This is a genomic window from Pseudoduganella sp. OTU4001, from assembly GCF_038440195.1.
Classification (GTDB): Bacteria; Pseudomonadota; Gammaproteobacteria; order Burkholderiales; family Burkholderiaceae_D; genus Rugamonas.
Window position 1 is genome coordinate 44,333 of sequence record NZ_JASATG010000012.1, and the last position, 20,067, is coordinate 64,399.

The following is a 20,067-nucleotide window of genomic DNA, read 5'->3' on the forward strand; positions in this document are numbered from 1 at the left end:
GTGCATGATTAGGATAGCAGACCGGAAGCATGGCATTCCGTTGCACTGAAGAATTTCCGGCTCGTTGTTTTCAACAACATGGGGATTCAAATCATGAACTTCGGCAACCTCAAAATCGGGGTGCGTCTGGCGATGCTCGGCGCATTCTTCCTGCTGGCTCTACTCACGGTCGGCTACCAGGGCTGGAATGCGATTGGCTTTATCAAGGCCAATAATGCCCAAAGCATGCAGCGCTCGGTCGACCTGACCCAGGCTGTCGATACGGCGCGCGGCGCGCAAGTCGAATTCAAGATCCAGGTGCAGGAGTGGAAGAACATCCTGGTGCGCGGCCATGACCCGGCGCAGCTGGACAAGTATTCCAAGGCCTTCGTCAAGAGCGGCCAGTCGACCAATGCCGAATTGCAGAAGCTGTCGGGCTTGCTGGGCAAGCTGAACATGCAGACGCCGCTGGTTGACGAGGCGGTCAAGATGCATGACGAGCTGGGCAAGAATTACCTCAACGCGCTCAAACAATTCGATTCGGCCAACCCTGAAAGCTATAAGGTGGTCGACAAGGCGGTGAGCGGCATGGACCGCGCGCCGACCAAGAAGATCGACGAGATCGTGGACTTCATCGATTCGCAGGCCAAAAAGAATGCGGCGGATGCCGTGGCAGCGGCGGACGCTGCCACGCGTTCGGCCACCCTTACCTTGCTGGTCTCACTGGTGATCACCACGCTGGTGGGCGGCGCTATTGTGCTGTGGATTGTGAAGGGCATCACGCGTCCGCTGAACCAGGCAATTGACATCGCCAAGACTGTGGCGGCAGGCGATCTGCGTTGCGACGTTGACGTGAAGACCAAGGATGAAGTGGGCGACTTGCTGACGGCGTTGAAGCAGATGAGCGGTAATTTGTCGGATATCGTGAGCCGCGTGCGCATGGGGACGGAAACCATCGCCAGTGCGTCGAACGAAGTGGCGACGGGCAGTATGGACCTGTCGTCCCGCACCGAGCAGCAGGCCAGCTCGCTGGAAGAAACCGCATCGTCGATGACGGAGCTGACCAGCACTGTGCGGCAGAACAACGACAACGCCAACCAGGCGCGCAAGCTGGCAGATGAAGCGTCCAATGTTGCGGTACGTGGCGGTGCGACCGTGTCGGAAGTGGTGCAGACCATGGGCGCGATCAACGAGTCTTCGCGCAAGATTGTGGATATCATCGGCGTGATCGATGGTATCGCTTTCCAGACCAATATCCTGGCGCTGAATGCTGCGGTGGAAGCGGCGCGCGCCGGTGAGCAGGGCCGTGGTTTTGCGGTGGTGGCGGGCGAGGTGCGCAACCTGGCGCATCGTTCGGCGGCGGCGGCCAAGGAAATCAAGGAGCTGATCGGCGATTCGGTGGAACGCGTGGAGGCGGGCAGCCGGCTGGTTGGCGAGGCTGGCGTGACCATGGAGGAGGTGGTCGCCAGCGTGCGGCGCGTGACGGCCATCATCGGCGAGATTGCGATGGCGACCGGGGAGCAGAGCGAGGGTATCTCCCAGATCAGCGATGCCATCAGCCAGATGGATAGCGTGACGCAGCAGAACGCTGCGCTGGTGGAGGAGGCAGCCGCTGCCGCCGAAGCCTTGCAGCAGCAGGCTGCGAGCCTGACGGAGGCGGTCGCCGTATTCAGGGTGCATGAAGCGGCCGGTGGCGGGCGGCCGCGCCTGTCGGCGGGCCGCAGTTTGCAGACGCTGCCTGCCTAGCGTTTTCCTTTCGCCGCTGGCTTGCCGAAGAACCAGGCCAGCGCAACATGCACGCGGCCGGCCCATGACTGCTCGTTATGGCGGCCGCCCTCGTCGGCCAGGAATAGCAGGTCCCGGCCTTCGCGGTAGCCGTTCTTCAGCATGGCCTGGCGGAAGGCTTCGCTGTCCTCCAGGCCGTCGTACACGGTGCCGGCATCAATGTAGAACTTCACCGGTATCCGCTTTGGCGGATGCTTCAGCATGTCCTGCTGGTTCCACCAGAAGGAGCTGGAGACGCCGCCCGCCATCGAGAATACTTTCGGGTGGCGCTGGGCGATGCCGATGGAGGCTATGCCGCCCAGCGATGAACCCATCACCGCCGTGTGCTGGCGGGCCGGCTTGGTGCGGTATTGCTTATCAACCCAGGGCTTGACCGTTTTGGCGATGAAGTCGGCGTAGGCGTTGAGCTTTCCGCCGCCGTGCTTAGGGTCGCAGCATGGGGTGTATTCGCCGATGCGGTCGGGCGTGTTGTCGATGCCGACTACGATCACTTCTTCCATCTCGCCCTGGTGCACCATGCGGTCGGCCACTTCGTCGATATTCCATTCGGTGCCGTAGCTGGCGGTTTTGCCGTCGAACAGGTTCTGCCCGTCGTGCATATAGAGCACGGGGTAGCGGCGCTTGGTGTCGCTGCCGTAGCTTGGGGGCAGGTAGATGCGCAGGGTGCGTTCGTTGCCCAGTTGCGGGGATTTGAACTTTTCAATGAGCTGCAGGGTGCCATGGCGCGGTGCTTGCGGCGTGGCGGCGGCGGGCAGCAGCCGTGCGCCCAGCACGTCGGCATGGTTGCGCGCGCCGCTGGCGCCGCCGGCGTCGGCGTAGCTGGCGTTGCTTTGCAGCTGGCTCATATTGTAGAAGGGCTGCAGCTCCAGTTTGTAGCTGCCTTGCTTCAGCTGCGCGGTCAATGGCGTCGACCACGCCGGGCCGTTGGCGGGGGCGTTGTGCGGCATCTGCACGATGCCTTCCGCCGCCAGTGCGCCGTGCTTGTCGCGTACGCGCAGCCATTGCACGGCGTTGGTGATGCCGAGGTTGATCTGGTGCGCGTGGTTGTTGTAGCGCAGCTGCAGGTGGTAGCGGCCATCCTTCGCTACCACGACGCCCGCCGCATCCCCGGCATTGCCGGCAGCGTCGCCCGCGCACAGCGGCTGCGAATGATGGCTGCGCGCTCCCGTCGCCGGATACACCGCCTCCACCGCGTAGCAATGCCCCGCCACAGCAGCGTCCGCGCTGGCCCAGGCGCCCGCGGCGATGCCTTCGGCGACGCGTTGGCCGTCGCGGTAGACGTTGAAGCGGGCATCCCCGCGCGCGCCAGCGCCAGGTGCGATGGCCAGCGTTGGCCGTGCGCCGGGGGCGGGGCTTAGCTGGACGACGGGGTCCGGCGGCGCAGTGGAAGCATCTTCGCTGCCTGCGAAGGTGATCTGGCTCCGCCCCGGCACCAGCGGCCCCATCTCCACCTCAAGCAGGTTATCCTCCGCCAGCGCACTCCAGGCGACCGGGCTATGCGTATCCTTGCCATTCAGCTTCCCGCCAATCGGCATGTAGAAGCCCTCCAGCGCCACCGCCGGCGGCAGCTTGATCTTCATGCGGATTTTCTTGCCGTGCAGCGTCAAGCCGCCAATCTCAATCACATCGCTGCCGGCAAACCATTCCCTCCGCAGCCGCGAAGTAATAAACGGATTCACATGCAGGCGCTCCGCATCAACACTGATGCCGAACACCTGCTGCACCACCATCCCCAGGAACCCACCCACCGACCAAAGCTGGCGGCGCGAGTTGATCGCCGGCGCCGAAGGATCGCCCCCGCGCCACTCCATGTTCTCCATATTGGACAGATTGAGCGCCGCGCCCTGCAGTAAGCTGGCATAAGCCGCATCCGCCACCGCCACGTTGGAATATTGCGCCGCCGCCCTCAGCCCATAGGCCGTCACAAACGGCCACAAAGCACGGTTGTGGTACACCGGCACGCCCGGCTGCTGCGGCCAGATCACCGGCGCCCCAAGCGGTCCATGCGGATAGCGCGCCAGGATCGACAGCGCCTGCTGCGAATCCGCCACGCCGGTGACGATCGCCAGCGCCTGCCCCAGCCAGTCGAACTTGTGCATGGCCGCGCCATCGAAATGGCCAGCAGTCAGGCTGCTGTACATGCCCGCATCCTTCAGCCACAGGCGGTCGTTGATCGCCACTTTCAACGCATTGGCCCAGCGCGTGTAGCGCAGTGCGGTGCCGCTATCGCCCGCCTGCTGCGCCAGTTCCGCCGCCAGCGTCAGCGCTTTGTAGTGCGCCACGTTGGTGGACAGCGACTTGGCGCTCGCCATGCTGGACAAATCGTTCGGAATCCAAGCGGCATAAGACTGCTCGCGCCAGTCGAGGAAGGACTGTTCGCCGTTGTATAAGCCGGTGGCGGCGTCATAGGCGGCCAGGCGATCGTTCTCAATGGTGTTGCGCAAGGCCTGCAGCGCCGTCGCCGCGAATTGCGCGCGCTCGGCGGCAGGCAGTGACTTCAGCGTCTGCTCGGCACCGAAGGCCCAGCTGACACGGTCCGTGCTGACCGGCCAACTGCCGCCGCTGCCCGTGTCCTGCACGATCTGCAGGCCCTCCGCGTCGCCGGCCGCCAGCGCAGGTTTGCCATCGCGGTAGCCGGAAAGCTTGAACAGCAGCGAATTGCGGGTGCGCTGCGGGTCCAGCATCGCCAGGCCAAGATTGGCGGCATAGGACAGGTCGCGCGTCCAGACGTAATGCCACTTCTCCCCGGTCTCGAAGCACTCGCAGGCAATCGGCTGGCCGCCGTTATAGCTGCCGTCGCGGATAGCCTGCACCGAATCCTGCTTCATCTCCGTCACCGCCAGCGCGAACAGGCCGTCAAAGGCCAGGTTGCCGCTGCGGACATAAGGCTGGCTGGCTTGCTCGGTGTAAGTGATCGATTGCGGCGCGTTATCGCGCAATGGCATGGTGGTCGACTGCGTGTAGCTGCGCAGCGCCGCCTTGGCGTCGGGCGTGGCAAAGCGCGCCTTCCACGCGCCGAACGGCAGTTCAACACTATCGCTGGCCAGCGCCGGCGCGAATGCCGCAGCCAGCGCGGCTGCCATGACTGCACGTTGGGTGAAGCGGACCATCATTGCACCTCCATCACGAGTACGCTGCGCGCCGGCAGCGTGAATTTTCCCTGCAGCCCCATGCTGCGGCCAGTAATGACGTCCGTGCCGCTGCGCACGCCCGCCAGCATTTCGCGGAAGCGGTCGGCCTCCAGCGTCACATCCTTCGCGTTCTTGTTCAGCGCCACCATGATTTTCTGCTTGCCGTCGTAGCGGAAGTAGACATAGGTGTCCTGCTCAGGCCCGAACTGCATCATCTTGCCATGCTGGACGGCGCTGGAGGTTTTGCGCCAGTTGGCCAGCTTGCGCACGAACGCCTGCATCTCGCGCTGCGCGTCGGTCAGCCCGGCGCCGGTGAAGGCGTTCACCTTGTCGCCGGCCCAGCCGCCAGGCATATCGTGGCGGTAGGACGGATCGTCGCGGCCCTTGACGGTGCTTGGCATCAGGATCTCGGTCCCGTAATAGAACTGCGGAATGCGCGGCATGGTCAGCGTGAAGGCCAGCGCCATGCGCAGCAGGGCCGGATCGCTGTTTACCACGCTGAAGCTGCGCGACAGGTCGTGGTTTCCCTCGAACAGCACCAGGTTGGACGGGGCGGGGTAGAGGTAGTCCTGCGCCAGCGTTTCGTACACATCGTACAGGCGGTAAGTGCCATCGGTGTCCGCCAGCGCCTTGCGCAGCACGTCGTTCAGCGGGAAATCCATCATGCTCGGCGAATTCAGCGCCTGCCAGCGCGCCACGATCGGGATGCGCGTGCTCCACTCTTCGCCCACCATATTCAGGTTAGGGTATTCGGCCCGCACCCGGCGCGACCATTCGTTCAGGAAGCCGGTATCGGAATAGCCGTAAGTATCGACCCGCAGGCCGGACAGCCCGGCATACTCGATCCACCAGATATTGTTCTGGATAAGGTAGTTCGCCACATATGGATTGGCCTGGTTCATATCCGGCATATGCGGCCCGAACCAGCCCTGGGTGAAGTTGCGCGCGTCTTCCTTGCTGCCGTAAGGGTCGACATTGGCGACGCGATGGTGGGCGGTTGGCGTGAACTTGCCGTCGTAGCTAAGCCAGTCCTGCATCGGCATGTCTTTCATCCACCAGTGGTGGCTGCCGATATGGCTCAACACGACATCCTGGATGACGCCGATGCCGCGTGCACGTGCCTGCGCCACGAAGTTGCGGTAGTCCTCGTTGCTGCCGTAGCGCGGATCGACCTTGTAATGGTCGGTCGCGGCATAGCCGTGGTAGGAGTGGATATCCTGGTTGTTTTCCACAAGGGGTGTCGGCCAGACCTGGGTAAAGCCCATGTCCTTCACGTAATCGAGATGCGCCGTCATTCCGGCGAGGTCGCCGCCGTGCCGGCCGTTGCCGTCGGCGCGGTTGGCCTTGTCCGGCATGCCCGCAATGTTGTCGTTGGCGGGATTGCCGTTGGCGAAGCGGTCCGGCATGACCTGGTAGATCGCGTCGGCGGAGCTGAAGCCCTGGCGCTGGGCCGAGCCGGGCGTACGCGCCAGCAGCTGGTAGCTATAAGTGAAGGCCGGTTTGCGGCCCTGCGCGGCGAAGCGGATCTCGAAGCGGCCCGGCGCCACGTCCGGCGCCAGCGCCAGGTCGATGAACAGGTAATTCCGGTTTGCCACGCGGCTGACGCTGGAGATCCGCACGCCGGGATAGTCGATGGCCGGCTCCAGCCCCGCCACCTCGGGTGCATGCACCATCAGCTGCAGGGTGGGGTGCTGCATGCCTGCCCACCAGAACGGCGGCTCCATGTGCTCGATGGGCGCGGCTTGCGCAATGAAAGGGATCCCTAGCGCGAGCAGGGCGGCAAAAGCGGTCTTCTTCATCTTGTCTCCGGATGGGGCTGTCTTATGGGCCTGACAATACACTCAAATCGTATGTAGTTCTACTACACGATATTCTGCGCTTGTTTGTAGCCGAAATACAACGGCTTTCCTCTGTTTGCCTAGGGGAGGCGTCTGTAAAAGGCAGTAATACACGTTCGTGATGATGGTCATTCATTGACATTGAATCTAGTTTTAGTACAGAATCCGCTTCAGAGCGTCCGTAAGAGCGTTCGCTTTCCAAGGATTCCCGTGTAGTCGAAATAAACCGGTCTATGTAGGTTGCGGGAAAATTGTTTAATGAGTGAGGGGACTTTAATGAACATCTTCGCAAGCAAGCGAGGCAATACCGCTGCTTTCCAACTGAAACCGGTCGCCGCTGGCTGCGCCGTTTTCCTGACCATGTTGTCCGCTGCCCAGGCACAAGAAGCTCCTGCCGCTGATGGCATGCAGTCCGTGGTCGTTACCGGTATCCGTTCCGGTATCGAAGCTGCAATTTCGATCAAGAAGAATTCCAACTCCATCGTTGAAGCCATTTCGGCTGAAGACATTGGCAAACTGCCTGACCAATCCGTGGCGGAATCGATCTCCCGCCTGCCTGGCGTGACCGCCCAGCGTTCGCGCGGCACCGGTAAGCCATCGGATATTTCGGTGCGCGGCCTGTCCCCAAGCTTCAACGGTTCCCTGCTCAATGGCCGCGAACAAGCGTCCACCGGCAATGCCCGTTCGCCGGAATTCGACCTGTTCCCAGCTGAACTGGTCAGCGGCGTAGCAATCTACAAGACCCCGGATGCGACCCTGGTCGGCCAGGGCCTGGCGTCGACCATCGACATGAAGACCATGAAGCCGCTGGACTTCGGCAAGCGCGTGCTGGCTGCAAGCGGCCGTAAAGAGCGCACCGGCGTCAAGAACGAGAATGGCAATCCGGAAGGCGACGGCCACCGTTACAGCTTCGCTTACGTTGACACCTTCGCCAACCGCACCATCGGTATCGCCCTGGGTGTGACCAAGCAGAAGGACGTAGGCGGCGGCCAGGCCAAGTTCGAAGGCGGCGGCGTGGAATCCGTCGACTGGAACGGCGCCAAGGTCAAGATCCCTAACGGCTTCAAAGCCGACACCGAAACCACCGCCTCCGACCGTACCGGCGTATCGGCGACTTTCGAATACCGTCCTACCAAAGAATTCCGCACCACCGTGGACGTGTTCCATTCGTCCGGTTCCAATAGCCTGAAAAAGACCGGCCTGGAAGGCTCGATCGCTGGCTCCTGGGGCGGCTACGATCCGGTCGGCAAGCTGATCGCCGCTACCGTTTCGAACGGCGTTGCGACCTCCGGCACCATGTCCGGTTTCAAGGGCGATGTGCGTAACCACATGGAGCAGGCTGACGACAAGCTGAACTCCTTCGGCTGGAAGACCGAATGGAAGACCGGCGGCTGGAACCTGATTGCCGACCTGTCGCACTCCAAGGCACATAAGGATGCAGTGCGTTTTGAAACCACCGCAGGCCAGGCTGGCAACACTCCTGAAGCCCAAGTGGGTTCGATCTCCTGGACCGGTTTCGACGGCTCCAACCTGGCGGCCATGAAGCTGACCCCAAGCTGGAACTACGCCGACCGTACCAAGACCTTCCTGACCGACCACGCAGGTTGGGGCGGCGGTCCTAACTCCCCACAGGCCGGCTACGTTGCCATGCCTAAGGTGGACGACAAGGTTGACAGCATCCGCCTGTCCGGCAAGACCGACGTGGAATGGGGCCCGATCGCCGCTACCACCTACGGCATGAACTTCACCAAGCGCGACAAGATCCGCGCCGGCGAAGAAGGCCGCCTGGTAGTGAAGGGCGCTGACGGCTACGCTACCGCCACCGTGCCTGGCTCCGACGTTGCTACCGCCGGCACCACCGGCATCCCGATCGTATCGTTCAACCCGATCGGCAGCCTGGGCTCCATTTACAACATGGTGCAGTGGATCGACGACAGCGTGCTGGCGAAAGACTGGTCCGTGACCGAGAAGGTCACCACCCTGTACGCGATGGGCGACCTGGATGGCGAAATCAGCGGCATTCCGTACCGCGGTAACTTCGGCGCACAGTACGTGCATACCAACCAGCACACCACCGGCAACAAGGTTATCCAGTCGCTGTGCACCGGCATCACTGCTGCTACCTGCCCATTCACCAAGATCGAAGACGGTACTTCGTACAACGACTTCCTGCCTAGCCTGAACCTGAACTTCGACATCGGCAACGACCAGCTGTTCCGTGTGGCGGCAGCCAAAGTGCTGGCCCGCGCCAACCTGGATGACATGCGTGCATCGTCCTCCTTCGGCGTGAAGCAAGCCGGCGGCGTGCCGATCCTGACCGGCTCCGGCGGTAACGCCAAGCTGGAACCGTTCCGCGCCAAGGCACTGGACCTGTCGTACGAGAAGTACTTCGGCAAGAAGGGTTACTTCAGCGCCGCTGCGTTCTACAAGAAGCTGGATACCTACGTGCTGCGCGCACCACGTAACTTCGACTTCAAGAACCAGGTTACCCCAGGTACCGTGCTGCCTGACAGCGGCCCATACAAGGGTTCCACCGTCGGCCTGCTGACCACCCCGATCAACGGCGACGGCGGCAACCTGCACGGCTACGAGCTGGCTGTGAACGTACCGTTCTCGCTGGTGAGCGAATACCTGGACGGCTTCGGCGCCATGCTGAACCACTCCGACACCAGCAGCAGCCTGACTCTGCCGAAGGATGGTTTCTCGACCAAGGACGTGTCCCCGACTTCGATCCCGCTGCCGGGCCTGTCGAAGAAAGTCAGCAACCTGCGTATGTACTACGAGAAGCATGGCTTCCAGGTGGCATGGGCAGCGCGCAAGCGTTCCGACTTCCTGGGCCAGATTTCCGACTACCAGGACAACGCTCAGCTGACCTTCGTGAAGGGTGACACCATCATCGACCTGCAAGCGTCGTATGAGTTCCAGAAGGGCTGGCTGAAGGGCCTGAGCGTCTTCGTGACCGCCAACAACTGGAACAACACTCCTTACACCGAGTACAACGGCGTGGACAAGAACGCGGTGACCTTCACCACGACTTACGGCCGCACCTACCAGTTCGGCGCGAACTACAAGTTCTAAGCTGAATCCAGCTTAAGCTCGTAATACAATCGACCCTGGCCGACGCAAGTCGCCAGGGTCGATTTTTATCCGGGATCTGAAATGCAAATCAAAGATGTGGTGATTGTCGGCGGCGGCACGGCCGGCTGGATGTGCGCGACGGCGCTGTCAATGGTGCTGCGCGGGCGCTGCAATATCCGCGTGGTGGAGTCGGACGAAATCGGCATCGTCGGCGTGGGCGAGGCGACCATTCCGATGATCCAGCGCTTTAACGAACTGGCGGGCATCGATGAGCACACGTTCATGAAGGCCACCATGGGTACCTACAAGCTGGGTATCGAGTTCGTGAACTGGGGCCGTGTCGGCGACCGCTATATGCACGGCTTCGGCCCCATCGGCCAGGACCTGTGGACGCTGCGCTTCGACCAGTACTGGCACCGCATGCGCCAGTTGGGCAAGGCCAAGGACCTGGAGGCGTATTCGATCACCCGCATGATGTCGAAGGCGAACAAGTTCATGCCGGCCCGCCACGACCAGCCGAATTCGCCGTTTTCCTCCATCGCCCATGCTTACCATTTCGACGCCGGACTGTATGCGCGCTTCCTGCGCGGGCTGTGCGAGCAGCGCGGCGTGGTGCGCACCGAGGGCAAGATTGTTCGCGTGCAGCAGCACGCCGAGACCGGCTTCGTGGAGGCGGTGGAGCTGGAGTCGGGCGAGCGTGTGGCGGGCCAGCTGTTCATCGACTGCTCCGGCTTCCGCGGCCTGCTGATCGAAGGCGCGCTGCAAACCGGCTACGAGGATTGGAACCACTGGCTGCCGTGCGACCGTGCGCTGGCGGTGCCGTGCGAGTCGGCGCCGGTGCTGACGCCTTACACCCGCGCCACCGCGCACAGCGCCGGCTGGCAGTGGCGGATTCCGCTGCAGCACCGCATTGGCAATGGCCATGTGTATTGCAGCGCCCATATCAGCGACGATGAGGCGGCGAGTACGCTGCTATCGCGGCTCGATGGCCGCGCGCTGGCCGAGCCGCGCCAGATCCGCTTTCGCACCGGCATGCGCAAGAAGAGCTGGAACAAGAATGTGGTGGCGCTGGGACTGGCGAGCGGCTTCCTGGAGCCGCTGGAATCGACTTCGATCCACCTGATCCAGGCCGCCATCGCGCGCCTGGTGAAATTCTTCCCTGACCAGGGCTTCAACCAGGCCGAGGTCGACGAATTCAACCGCCAGAACCGCTTCGACTACGAAAGCGTGCGCGATTTCGTGATCCTGCACTACAAAGCCACCCAGCGCGACGATTCGGAGTTCTGGAAGCAGTGCGCGGCGATGGCAGTGCCAGATACGCTGCAGGCCAAGATCGACCTGTTCAAGGCGCGTGGTGAAGTGATCCGGCGCGACAACGAGCTGTTCGCCGAACCAGGCTGGGTGCAGGTGTTTTACGGCCAGAACATCATCCCCGCCGCCCACCATCCGTTGGCCGAGCTGTTGACCGTGGAGGAGGGCGCCGAGTTCATGACCAACGTCAGCGAGGTCGTCGCCGCCTGCGTGCAAGCCATGCCGGACCACGCCGCCTACATCCGCCAGTTCTGCGCCGCATGAAGCGCATCGCCGCCCTTGCGCTCGCCCTCGCGCTGCCGGCTGCAAGCTTGCCGCCGCCGACCTGCTGTGCGACTAGCGCGTGACCCGGCAGGACGAATCCAGCCTGCTGTACTGGCACGAAGCGCAGCTGCGCTTCCGCCGCCAAGGGCTATGCGTGCCGCCGGTCGCCAATGGTTACATGACAGTGGAATTTGTGGACGGTCCAAACGCACGATACACTGGCCTCCAACATCGAGATCGTCGAAGGCTTCCGGCGCGGTTTCGACAAGCCGTAGGCGGAAGCCTGAAGCGGCGAGTGCCGCTCGCTAGCAAATTAGCATTTTCCGGACGCGCGCAGTTTCTTCTTTTTGTACGGCAAGGGTGGAATCCTGCTTAACCCCATGAATGGGTCGTTGTCAGGACTGCGCGGATGGAAATACCCAAGGATGCATTCCTTGTTGCGAACAGCGATTTGAACATGGGAAAGCCTGCCAAAGGCCGAAGTTGGCATGACGGCATCACCTTGTCGAAAAAAGCCGCGCACAGTATCGTATGGCTTATCCCCATTTTTCATTCTCTTCCCATGGACGAAATTGATGACGGCGCGATCCAGGTTGTGCAGGATGTAATCTTGGTCTGATGCGCTCGCGCACTTATTGATTGGAAGCTCTTGGTCAGGGCCCATACCCTTAACTAAGTCCTCATAGGCCGTGCTGAATTCGTCAACGCCGCGTTGGGTTGATAGGTCCAGGCAGTGGCCGAGGTGAATAATTGCCCCAATCGCATAAGGTAAGACAATCGGCTTTGAGCTGAGCCTTCTCTCCGGGAAGCGTGCTGCTTGCTCTGCAAAACGCCTGGCGCGCTCCAGATCACCTTCAAAGAAGTAAATTCCATCGCCGAGCCAGTCATATGGATTCTTGCTGGGCTCGAGGTCCAGTTCATTTTCGACCACGGAGCTTCCTACCTCGACATCGCAGCCGTGGTATGCAATGACGTAATGCCCAAAGCTGGCATTGTTCATTTCTTATATGATGACGAAAGTTTGCCGCTGGGCGTCAGGATACCAACCTGCTTTGCAATTTCTGCTGCATTTGCTTTGCTTATTGGGGACGGCATGCCGCGAGTACTTTGCTCACGGATAATCTTTAGCAGCGATTCTTGTTTTTCGAGCAGGCGTTTATGCTTGGCATCAAGCGTGCGTGGCGCAGCGCCATTGGCGACGAAAGTTACAGCCTTCGTCGAGTTGGCATACTTCGGATTTTTGGCATCAGATGGCATTTATGCGACCGAACGTGATGTTTAGGTTAAGTATACGCCTATCAAGCATCGACGCCAGTCGTTTCCCATAAGGCGAGCCATGCATCCGTTGGAGTGGGACACTTGATTCTCAGCGCGCCATTGTGCTCCAATGCGGGGTCAGGTGCCAAAGGAGGAACCGATTCGTAATCCAGATCCTGGCCGGGGTAGGAATGACCGTGATGCCAGCAATCCTTCCATTTGCGGCTGGTAACGCCGGTGGTAAATGTGTGTCGGAACGCACTCCGCCACGGCGCAATGTGCAGTTCACCTCGACTAACCTCTTGCACCAGATTTACTCGTACAGTCTTATAGCGTTGCTGCCAATCCGGCTCGTTCAAGTAGCGTAACGATGGCATTGCTTCGATTTCGGTGCCTGCGAACGTGGAGTGGGCAGAAATCCTGGTCGTCGTGTCCATCGATTCGATATAGTCAATGAGGGCACAACGAAAATCGCCATTCAAATGCCTGTACAGGCGGGAGCCAATCAAAGTCTGCTTAGCTGGTTCGCCTTCGAAAAATCTGACAAGAACCTTGTAGTCGTCAGGGTGCTGCGCCTCGCATGCCCCATCCACCGATAGCAGATCTGTGTTATTGAGCGCCCATGAATGGAGGCTGGCCCACATGAAATCAATTTGTTTCGAAGTTAATGGGGTACGGGAAATGGAGTCGCCCGTGCGTGTAACGGGGAAAAAGCGGCAGCCCATGGGGAAGAAAAAGTTTGGTGGCCCCTCCTTGGGGGCTTCGTGGAACTGCCTGATCTCCAGTTGGAAATCTTGAGCGGTGCGGCGCAACACCACCGAACGATTGCGGCGCCCGATTCTATCCAGTGCTTGCGTCAAGGGATTGATCGCCGAGATGGGGCTTGAGTCCAATGCCAGGCCATTGAATCCGCTGCTAATGAAGGAAATCCACCTTTCTGTTGAATCTATTTGTGTCAGGTCTTCGTAAAGCCATAGTTGCGGCAGGGCGTCGGGCCAGTTGTCGCTGGGAGTATCTCGCTGCAGATCATCCAAAGTGACATTGAGTCTCTGGGCCAATTGGTGCGCGACTGCAGGGGATGCGTAGCCGGTGTTAAGGACACGCTGCAAAGTCTTGGTGCTATGTGAGGGAAGTATGGACTTCTGGGGTAGTCCTGACTTGGTCACTAGAAAACGCACTGTGGCCAAATTAAGCTTAATCGCATTGCTGAAGCGCCGCTGCATCAGCTGTGTCCCGGTTTTTTTGCTGCGGCGCGCATTGCGCGAGCCGCGAAACTGTTCTTTGTTACTTGGCCCTGTGTCTTGGCAGTTGCGCGCTGAATGGCCGACGCACGATCGGGCGTCATCGGTTTTGTTGAGGGAGCATGCGAGGTCTTGCCGCTGGACTTGGCCATGGTGTTTTCCTTTCCATCGATCCAGCCTGGCGCGGGTGGCGCCTAGTTTGCTGGACCCAAGTACAGACTAGCATCGAGCCATTGGACGGTCATGTCGTTCGCGTGGACAAATTAAGACATTAACGCGGCCTTGCAGTTGGCGGCGATGTATTGCTCGTGGGTCGGCATTGCCTCCACGCAGTTGCGTACGACTTCCTTCACGCCTTGCAGCAGGTCCGCGATGGCTTCCGGCGATTGCTGGTCGACCAGCGGGTTGTAGCCGCGCGGGCGCAGGCCTTGGCCGTGCATGACCTGCAGCCAGCTGGTTTCGGCGAACAGTTCTTCGTTGTCGCGGAAGATGCGGCCGTTGCTTTCGTATAGGTCGATCTTGCGCTGCAGGGAGGCTGGCACTTCCATCTCACGGCAGTAGGTCCAGAAAGGTTCGCTGCGCTGGTTGATCTTGTAGTGCAGGATCAGGAAGTCGCGGATAGTTTCGTATTCGCGGGTGTACTGGGCGTTGTAGTAGTCCACGTCGGCCTGGTCGAAGCCCTGGTGCGGGAACAGCATCAGCAGGCGCGTAATGGCGGTCTGGATCATGTGGATGCTGGTCGATTCCAGCGGTTCCATGAAGCCGCTAGCCAGGCCCATGGCCACCACGTTCTTGTTCCAGCCCTGTTTGCGCTTGCCGGTCTTGAATTTGATATGGCGCGGGTCGGCCAGCTGCTTGCCGTCCAGGTTGGACAGCAGGATGCGCTCGGCCTCTTCGGCGTCCATGAATTTGCTGCAGAAGACGTGGCCGTTGCCAATGCGGTGCTGCAGCGGGATGCGCCACTGCCAGCCGGCAGTGTGGGCGGTGGAGCGGGTCACCGGCGCCAGCGGGCCGAACGACTCGCATGGCACCGCAATCGCGCTGTCGCACGGCAGCCAGTGGCTCCAGTCCTCGTAACCGGTCTTGAGGGTGCCTTCGATCAGCAGGCCATGCAGGCCGGAGCAGTCGATGAACAGGTCGCCCGCGATGCGCTCGCCAGACTCCATAATGACCGCCTCGACGAAGCCGTTGTCGGCGCGCTGCGCGACCGACACGATCTTGCCCTCGGTGCGTACCACGCCCTGGCGCTCGGCGCGGCCGCGCAGGTAGCGCGCATACAGGCCGGCGTCGAAGTGGAAGGCGTGGGCGATGTCGGCGAACGGCGAATCGCCATGTTCGCGCGTGGCGCGCATGAATTTGCCCATGCGCGGCATCATGGTGTTGATCGAATATTTTTCCAGCTCGTCGGCCTGGCCGGACTGGTACATCTTCAGCCAATACTGGTAAAACTTGGCCAGGTGCTGGTCGCGGCCCACGGTGCCGAAACCGTGGATGTAGTTGTCGCCCACCTTGCCCCAGTTGCGGAATTCGATCCCCAGCTTGAAGGTGGCCTGGGTCTCGCGCATGAATTCATCCTCGTCCACGCCAATCAGGTCGTTGAAGCCGCGAATCACGGGAATGGTCGCTTCGCCGACGCCGATGGTGGAAATCAGGTCCGACTCCACCAGGCGGATGCGGTGGTTGGCAGGGATCAGCGCCGACATGGCGGCAGCAGTCATCCAGCCGGCGGTGCCGCCGCCCACAATGACGATATCTTTAACCAAATTCATGAAGCCCTCAGGGGTTGTAAGCAGACTACTGCCATTTTAGGCTTTTACTTGTAACTCGACTACAAAACTGTAGAATATCTCCAACAAAATGGAGACTTAAATGCAGGCAGCGCCGCAAAAAAATCGGGGGCCGTGGCCCCCGATCTGCTTACTTAGCCTTGGCGGCCAGCTGCTTGTTTTGTTCGTCCAGCCAAACCTTCAGCGGGGCGAAGTAGTCCAGCAGGGCCTGGCCGTCGATGCGCTCCTCGCCGGTGGCGGCTTTCAGCGCCTCCGGCCATGGCTTGGAAGTACCCATTTCCAGCATGGACCACAGCTTCTTGCCGGCTTTTTCGCTGCCGTAGATCGAGCACTGGTGCAGCGGGCCGGTGTAGCCGGCTTCCTTGCACAGGGCGCGGTGGAACTGGAACTGCAGCAGGTGTGCCAGGAAGTAGCGTGCGTACGGCACGTCGGCGGCCACGTGGTACTTGGCGCCGGCGTCGAAGCCGTCAGCCAGCATCGGCAGCGGGCGCTTCACGCCCATGTACTGCTCGCGCAGCTGCCACCAGCTCTTGTCGTAGTCGGCCGGCTTGGTTTTGCCGGAATAAACATCCCAGCGCCATTTGTCGACCGAGTAGGCGAACGGCAGGAAGGCTACCTTGGCCAGCGCGCGCTTCAGCAGCTCGCCGATGGCGGCGTTCGGGTCCGGTTCCTCGTTCATCAGGCCGACCTTCTTCAGGTAGGCCGGGGTGATGGACAGCGCAATGGTGTCGCCGATCGCTTCGTGGAAGCCGTCGTTGGCGCCGGTGCGGAACAGGTTGGACTGGTTCTTGTACGCCAGGTCGTAGTAGATGTGGCCCAGCTCATGGTGGATGACGGCGAATTCCTCTTCGGTCGGGCGGATGCACATCTTGATGCGCACGTCGTCCTTGCCGTCCAGCTGCCATGCGGAAGCGTGGCACACTACGTCGCGGTCACGCGGCTTCTCGAGCAGCGAACGCTGATAGAAGGTCTCCGGCAGCTTCGGCATGCCCAGCGAGGTGTAGAAACGCTCGCCGTATTGCACCATTTCCTTGGCGCTGGTCTTGCGCTCTTCCAGCACCTTGGTCAGGTCGAACTTGGAAGCGCCGGTAGCAGGCATCAGCAGCGGGTAGATGTTGTCCCACGACTGGCTCCACATATTGCCGAACAGGTGGGCCGGGATCGGGCCGGTCAGCGGCACCACGTCCGGGCCGTAGGCCTCGCGCAGCTTGTAGCGCGCGTAGGTGTGCAGCGCTTCGTGCAGCGGCTTGACCTGCTGCCAGATGCGCTCCATCTCGGCCGAGAATTCTTCCGGCTTCATGTCGTAGCCCGAGCGCCACAGGGCGCCGGTGTCGGCATAGCCCATTTCACGCGCACCCTTGTTGGACAGGTCAACGTACTCGGTGTACAGCTTCTTGTAGGAAGGCGACTGCATATGCCAGCCATTCCACGCATCCAGCAGGGCCTTCGGATCGCGGCTGGTCGCCAGGGTCTTTTCCAGTTCGCCCAGCGCCATGCACTGGCGGCCGTCGGTCGGGCAGTATTTGGCCTTGCCGTAGGCGCCATTCAGCTTGGCGTTGGCGTCGGCGTACGCCTGGCGCTCCTTCGCATCCGGCAGCATCAGCGTCAGTTGCAGCAGCTTGATCTTGCGCGCTTCGTCGTCGCTCAGTTTGACGCCGTTAAAGCGGCGTGCCTCCAGAGCGGCTTCCCCGGAGGCGCCCAGCTGCAGCTCGCCGAAGTAGGCGGTCAGCGCTTCGGTGTCGTCGGTGATGAAGTTTTGCGCCACCCAGGCGGCGCGGCTGCCGATATTGCCAAGCGTGTCGAATTTTGCTTCGGTCTGGGCGATGAACTTCTTCGCTTCAGCCGGAGTGCCTTTGCCCTTCTTTGGGGCGGGTGCGGCGTGGGTAAAACCCGCCGCCAGTGCCAGGCCGAGGGCCAGGACCATCTGTTTTTTGACCAATTCAATCTCCTCTCAAATAAAACTGCCCGCTAATATAACACCCATGAAACTTATACAACTCGCTGTTCTGGCCCTGTGCAGCCAGGCCGCTTTCGCCCAAAACGCCGACCGCCACTTCATTTCTGCCGCACGCAGCGCAAATGCGCTGGAAATCAGCACAAATGACGGCAAATACATCATCAAGCCGTATTCGGCGGCTGTTGTAGAAACCACATTCATTCCGGCCGGCGAACGCGCGGATCCGTCCTCGCACGCCGTGGTGCTGGCGCCTGGCGCCGTGGCAACCACGCTGCGCGACGAGGGCGGGGTGCTGGAATACGTCACGCCGGGGTTGACCGTGCGCGTCGAGAAAAACCCGTTCCGCATCAGCTATGCGTATAAGGGCCAGCCGCTGGTGGCGGAGAAGCGCGGCTACCGCCGCGAAGGCAAGATGGAGGCGCTGGAGTTTGCGCTGGACGGCGATGAGGCCCTGTACGGCGCAGGCGCCCGTGCGGTCGGCATGAACCGGCGCGGCAACCGTTTCCAGCTGTATAACCGCGCCCATTACGGGTACGAGGCGCGTTCCTCGCTGCTGAATTTCACCATCCCGATGGCGCTGTCGTCGAAGAAGTACGCCATCCACTTCGACAACCCGCAAATCGGCTACCTGGATTTCGACAGCAAGAAGGATGGCACGCTGTCCTATGAAACCATTAGCGGCCGCAAGACCTACCAGGTGATCGCGGGCGAGCAGTGGGAAGACGTGATGGCCAACTACACCAGCCTGACCGGCCGCCAGCCGCTGCCGCCGCGCTGGACCTTCGGCAATTTCGCCAGCCGCTTCGGCTACCACACGGAAGCCGAAACCCGCGCCATTGCTGACAAGTTCATTGCCGAGAAAATCCCGCTGGACGCCGTGGTACTGGACCTGTACTGGTTCGGCAAGACCGTCAAAGGCACCATGGGCAACCTGGCCTGGGATAAGGAAAGCTTCCCCAACCCGAAAGGCATGATGGCCGACCTGGCAGCCAAGGGCGTGAAGACCGTGATCATCACCGAGCCTTTCGTGCTGACCACCTCCAGCCGCTGGCAGGAAGCAGTCGACCGGAAAGCGCTGGCGACCGATGCAACCGGCGCGCCGGGTCGTTACGACTTCTACTTCGGTAATACCGGTTTGATCGACTTGTACCGCGCCGAGGGACGCGACTGGTTCTGGAATATCTATAAAGACCTGAAAGGGCAGGGCGTTGCCGGCTGGTGGGGCGACCTGGGCGAACCGGAGGTGCACCCGTCTTCGCTGCGCCACGGCAGCAAGGGTGAATTGGGCGCCGACGAAGTCCACAACATCTACGGCCACGATTGGGCGCGCCTGATCGCGGAGGGCTACCAGAAGGAATTCCCGAACGAGCGCCCGTTCATCCTGATGCGCGCCGGCTATTCCGGTTCGCAGCGCTTCGGCATGATCCCGTGGTCGGGCGACGTGCAGCGCAGCTGGGGCGGTTTGAAGTCGCAGATGGAAATCGCCCTGCAAATGGGCATGCAGGGCCTGGCCTATATGCACTCCGACCTGGGCGGCTTCGCTTCGCCGATGCTGGACGACGAGCTGTATGTGCGCTGGCTGCAGTACGGCGTGTTCCAGCCGGTGTTCCGCCCGCACGCGCAGGAAGAGGTGCCGTCCGAGCCGGTCTTCCGCGCCGACCGCACCAAGTCGCTGGCGCGCGAAGCGATCCGCCTGCGCTACGCCATGCTGCCATATAACTACAGCGCGGCTTTCGACAACAGCCAGACCGGCCTGCCGCTGATGCGCCCGATTATGTTCGAGGGCGGCGATAACGGCGTTGCGTCCACTTACCTGTGGGGCCGCGATTTCCTGGTGGCCCCGGTGACCGAACCTGGCGCACAGCGCAAGGAAGTGAATTTCCCGGCCTCGTCGAAGGTATGGTTCGATTTCTACAGCGATGCCGCGCACAAGGGCGGCATCAACGAGGTGGTGCAGGTGGTTCCGGAGCACATCCCGGTCTTTGTGCGCGCCGGCGCCCTGCTGCCGATGGCGAAGGTGGTGCAGACCACGCGCGACTACAGCACCAAACAGGTTGACCTGCATTACTACTACGACGCCAGCGCGGCCCACTCCAGCGGCAAGCTGTATGAGGACGACGGCGCCACCGCCAACGCCTTCGAGCAGGGCAAATACGAGCTGGCGCGCTTCAGCGGCGCCGCCTCGGCATCCGGCTTCGAGATCGGCATCGAGACCGAAGTAGGCAAGGCCTGGCAGCCGGTGGCCCGCGCCTACACGGTCAAGGTGCACAATGTGGCGAGCCGTCCGCGCAGCGTAAAACTGGACGGCAAGGCGCTGCAAGCGCGCTGGGATGCCCGCAACCGCACCCTGGAACTGGCGCTGCCAGCGCGCGCGGCACTGCGCGCCAAATTGAGCGTCGCTTTGTAACATGACTACAAAAATGCGCTAAAACTGGCTGT

At 61.4% G+C, this 20,067-nt stretch carries 12 protein-coding genes; 4 read left to right on the forward strand and 8 right to left on the reverse strand.

Annotated features, from left to right (window positions below; genetic code table 11):
• Positions 1-93: 93 nt before the first annotated feature.
• Positions 94-1,725, forward strand: coding sequence for a methyl-accepting chemotaxis protein (locus tag AAHE99_RS13180; protein ID WP_342117802.1), 1,632 nt, complete (start codon positions 94-96; stop codon positions 1,723-1,725).
• Here AAHE99_RS13180 and AAHE99_RS13185 read toward each other — a convergent pair.
• Positions 1,722-4,877: an alpha/beta hydrolase-fold protein gene (locus tag AAHE99_RS13185; RefSeq protein WP_342117803.1), complete on the reverse strand. Its 3,156-nt coding sequence runs from the start codon at positions 4,875-4,877 to the stop codon at positions 1,722-1,724. The two genes, AAHE99_RS13180 and AAHE99_RS13185, sit on opposite strands and share 4 nt — an antisense overlap.
• Positions 4,874-6,694 (reverse strand): glycoside hydrolase family 13 protein, encoded by a 1,821-nt coding sequence (locus AAHE99_RS13190; protein WP_342117804.1) that lies wholly within the window; start codon positions 6,692-6,694, stop codon positions 4,874-4,876. The genes AAHE99_RS13185 and AAHE99_RS13190 overlap by 4 nt, the downstream gene beginning before the upstream one ends.
• Positions 6,695-7,009: 315 nt before the next feature.
• Between AAHE99_RS13190 and AAHE99_RS13195 the strand changes: the two genes are divergently transcribed.
• Complete coding sequence (locus AAHE99_RS13195; RefSeq protein WP_342117805.1) at positions 7,010-9,811, forward strand: TonB-dependent receptor; 2,802 nt, start codon at positions 7,010-7,012, stop codon at positions 9,809-9,811.
• Positions 9,812-9,892: 81 nt separating this feature from the next.
• Positions 9,893-11,386, forward strand: a complete 1,494-nt coding sequence (locus AAHE99_RS13200; RefSeq protein WP_342117806.1) for a tryptophan halogenase family protein — start codon at positions 9,893-9,895, stop codon at positions 11,384-11,386.
• Between the two features lie 313 nt (positions 11,387-11,699).
• Here the strand turns inward: AAHE99_RS13200 and AAHE99_RS13205 are convergent, their stop codons facing one another.
• The 6 genes from AAHE99_RS13205 to AAHE99_RS13230 all read right to left on the reverse strand — a co-directional run bounded on the left by AAHE99_RS13205 (position 11,700) and on the right by AAHE99_RS13230 (position 17,610).
• Positions 11,700-12,386: a hypothetical protein gene (locus AAHE99_RS13205; RefSeq protein ID WP_342117807.1), complete on the reverse strand. Its 687-nt coding sequence runs from the start codon at positions 12,384-12,386 to the stop codon at positions 11,700-11,702.
• Positions 12,383-12,643, reverse strand: a complete 261-nt coding sequence (locus AAHE99_RS13210) for a hypothetical protein (protein WP_342117808.1) — start codon at positions 12,641-12,643, stop codon at positions 12,383-12,385. The genes AAHE99_RS13205 and AAHE99_RS13210 overlap by 4 nt, the downstream gene beginning before the upstream one ends.
• 41 nt (positions 12,644-12,684) lie before the next feature.
• Positions 12,685-13,866 carry a hypothetical protein gene (locus tag AAHE99_RS13215; protein WP_342117809.1) on the reverse strand — a complete coding sequence of 394 codons (1,182 nt, stop codon included), beginning with the start codon at positions 13,864-13,866 and terminating at the stop codon, positions 12,685-12,687.
• Entirely contained in the window at positions 13,866-14,036 is a 171-nt protein-coding gene (locus AAHE99_RS13220; protein WP_342117810.1) for a hypothetical protein, read from the reverse strand. Before AAHE99_RS13220 ends, AAHE99_RS13215 begins: the two co-directional genes overlap by 1 nt.
• Positions 14,037-14,147: 111 nt before the next feature.
• Positions 14,148-15,653: a tryptophan halogenase family protein gene (locus AAHE99_RS13225; protein WP_342117811.1), complete on the reverse strand. Its 1,506-nt coding sequence runs from the start codon at positions 15,651-15,653 to the stop codon at positions 14,148-14,150.
• Positions 15,654-15,801: 148 nt separating this feature from the next.
• Positions 15,802-17,610 (reverse strand): M2 family metallopeptidase, encoded by a 1,809-nt coding sequence (locus tag AAHE99_RS13230; protein WP_342117812.1) that lies wholly within the window; start codon positions 17,608-17,610, stop codon positions 15,802-15,804.
• Between the two features lie 43 nt (positions 17,611-17,653).
• Between AAHE99_RS13230 and AAHE99_RS13235 the strand changes: the two genes are divergently transcribed.
• Positions 17,654-20,035 carry a glycoside hydrolase family 31 protein gene (locus tag AAHE99_RS13235; RefSeq protein WP_342117813.1) on the forward strand — a complete coding sequence of 794 codons (2,382 nt, stop codon included), beginning with the start codon at positions 17,654-17,656 and terminating at the stop codon, positions 20,033-20,035.
• Positions 20,036-20,067: the final 32 nt, after the last annotated feature.